The 2911-nt window shown below is 47.5% G+C and carries 3 protein-coding genes; all 3 read left to right on the forward strand.

What is annotated here, in order from left to right; genetic code table 11:
• Window positions 1-120 precede the first annotated feature (120 nt).
• Window positions 121-1065: an LCP family protein gene (locus KW93_RS04030; protein ID WP_033541688.1), complete on the forward strand. Its 945-nt coding sequence runs from the start codon at window positions 121-123 to the stop codon at window positions 1063-1065.
• A gap of 60 nt (window positions 1066-1125) precedes the next feature.
• Complete coding sequence (locus KW93_RS04035; RefSeq protein ID WP_033541689.1) at window positions 1126-2316, forward strand: AI-2E family transporter; 1191 nt, start codon at window positions 1126-1128, stop codon at window positions 2314-2316.
• A gap of 61 nt (window positions 2317-2377) precedes the next feature.
• Window positions 2378-2797: a sporulation protein gene (locus KW93_RS04040; RefSeq protein ID WP_033541690.1), complete on the forward strand. Its 420-nt coding sequence runs from the start codon at window positions 2378-2380 to the stop codon at window positions 2795-2797.
• Window positions 2798-2911 lie beyond the last annotated feature (114 nt).

A 2911-nucleotide genomic window follows, 5' to 3' on the forward strand; every position in this document is an offset into this window, starting at 1 on the left:
GGAACCTGGTCCAAAGCGCCGAAGCGATTAGTATTGGATTAAAATTAATCAACCTTTAGAAACTTCTGCAGGCTCCGTGCGTCCTAATTTGCATGGAAATTAGAAAGGAAAGTGTCAGAAATGGAAGAAGAACGCCAACTTAGAGGAAGACGCCGGAAAAAGAGAAGAGTCCGCAAACGGGCAATCCTGTTCATGCTGCTGATTATGATGCTTGCTGCCGGCGCATATTTTTTTATGCAATACCAGAGCGGCAAAAAGCTTGCCGAAGAAACAGAATTGCCTGAAGTGGAATTTGAAAATGATGAAGACAATAAAGGCTTTGAAAACATACTGGTGCTTGGCGTCGATTCACGCGGCGAAGAAAAATCACGCACCGACACGATGATGCTCGTCGCCCATAACAAAGAAACGGATGACGTGAAAGTCGTTTCGTTCATGCGTGATATTTACGCGGAAATCCCGGGTTACCAGTCGTACAAACTGAATACCGCTTTTTATCTGGGTGGCGTCGATCTTTTGGCGGACACGCTGCGGAATATGTTCGGTGTCGAAGTCCATCATTACGCCATGGTTGATTTTGAAAGTTTTGAGAAGCTGGTGGATATCGGCGCACCGAACGGCGTGGAAATTAATGTCGAAAAAGACATGTCCGAAAAAATAGGCGTTACGCTGACTCAAGGGACACACAGACTGAACGGCAAGGAGTTGCTCGGCTACGCGAGGTTCCGTGCAGACAACCAGGGCGATTTTGGCCGCGTGGCACGGCAGCAGCAAGTCCTGGCAGCGCTGAAGGATGAAATGATCAGCCTTTCCGCCATTCCGAAATTCCCTAAACTGGCCGGTGCGGCTCAAGGCTACATCAAAACCGACATGCCGGCACTCGACCAGGTGAAACTGGCAACGGATATTGCTCTTGGAGGAACCGGCGAAATCGAAAGGCTGACAATTCCTGTTGAAGACAGCTACAGCAACGCCAGATATTCACACGCCGGGGCCGTGCTGGAAATCAATATTGAACAGAACCGCCAGGCATTGAGTGAATTTTTGGATCAGCCTTTGCAGTAAAAGATTCCGAAAATATGGTAAAATGAGTTGACAGAGTTTATCCTGAAAGTAGGTCTAGCCATGGAGCCCGAAGAAAAGCAATCTTTTTTTGGAACCAATTACATCCGGTTTCTGGGAGGCAGAAACACGTTATTCACTTTGATCGCCTTGCTGCTGATCGGTTTGGTGATCTTCATCTTCAGGGAAGTATCATTCATCTTCAATCCGTTTATCGTTTTCATGCAGACAGTCGTGCTGCCGATTATTCTGGCGCTGATTCTGTATTATCTGCTTCGCCCGGTTCTTCGGCTGCTGGAGGGATTTAAGATTTCCCGCATCTGGGGAATTGTCATCATTTTCCTTGGTGTAACAGGTATTATGACGTTGATCACCGTGCTGGTCCTGCCGTTTCTGCGGGACCAGTTCACTAATCTGATTGAAGAATTCCCATCCTATTTTATGCAGCTGCTGAATAATATCGATGCTTTCCTGCGGAATTCCATCATCGGGGATTATTATTCCGGCTCGAGCTTTGATATTGAACGCCTGCTTGAAACCTTGCCGGTCAATATCGGTGAGACGATCCAAAACGCAGCGAGCATGATTGTCAGTGGGATCACCGGTTTTATTTCCACGATCACCGGTTTTGTCCTGTCCATCGTCATTGTGCCGTTTATCCTTTTCTATCTATTGAAAGACGGGGAAAAACTGCCTCAATACGCGCTCAAATTATTGCCGCCGCGTTTCCGCGATGACACAAAGGACGTGTTCCGTGAAATGGACCGGCAGCTCAGCGCATATATCCAGGGCCAGCTGATCGTCGCGTTCTGCATCGGAGTCATGATTTACATCGGCTTCCTGATCATCGGCATGGATTATGCCTTATTGCTTGGTGTGCTGGCGATGGTGACGAGCGTTGTTCCGTATATCGGACCGGCAATCGCCATCACGCCTGCCGCCATCATCGCACTGGTGACATCGCCTTTCATGCTGGTGAAGCTGGCCATCGTCTGGACGGTCGTTCAGCTGGTGGAAGGAAATCTGATTTCGCCGCAGGTCATGGGCAAAACGCTTTTCATCCATCCGGTGACAATCATCTTCGTCCTTTTGACCGCCGGCTCGCTGTTCGGATTTGTGGGCGTTATTCTCGGCATACCCGGCTACGCGATTCTGCGGGTACTGGTGTCCCATATCTATAAATTATTTAAACGGCGGTACAATAAACATGAGACGGATCTGGAAAAACATTATGATTACACGGAATTGCATTAGACGTTTAACAATTACCGAAAAGTGGTAAAGTTTAAAACTAAAATGTGGAGGTTGCCCCATTATGAAATTCAAAGATTTTTTATCATCCATCGGCATTGGCTCCATGAAAATCGATACGGTTGTGGAAAGGCCGCATCTTGAAGAAGGCGAGACCTTGAACGGCACCATCTATCTGGAAGGGGGAGACTCCGACCAGAAAATTGACTACATCGAATTGCAGGTTATCAAACTGACTGAAGGTCACCGGGAAGACAGTGATTTTCATGTTCTTGAAAATGTCATAACCAAGCAGACATTGGAATTTGCAGGATCGGTCAAGTCGAAAGGCACAGTCATGCAGCAGTTCGACATTATTCCCGATGAGCGCTGGCTGCTGGAGAACAATAAATCACGCCTGATTCTGCGTACCACGGTGCATATTTTGAACGGTGTGGATGCCATGGATGAAGATGAAATTACATACGGGAAAATAGGGGCCTGAGAAGGGCTTCTTTTTTTATGGGGGAAATTTAATCGATATTTCGCAAAACAGCTTCGAAGACATTAGCCGAAGCATCGAGAGGCTAAGTCTTTGCGACGAAGCAACGCAGCGATG

The organism is Planococcus sp. CAU13, assembly GCF_000775575.1.
GTDB lineage: Bacteria > Bacillota > Bacilli > Bacillales_A > Planococcaceae > Planococcus.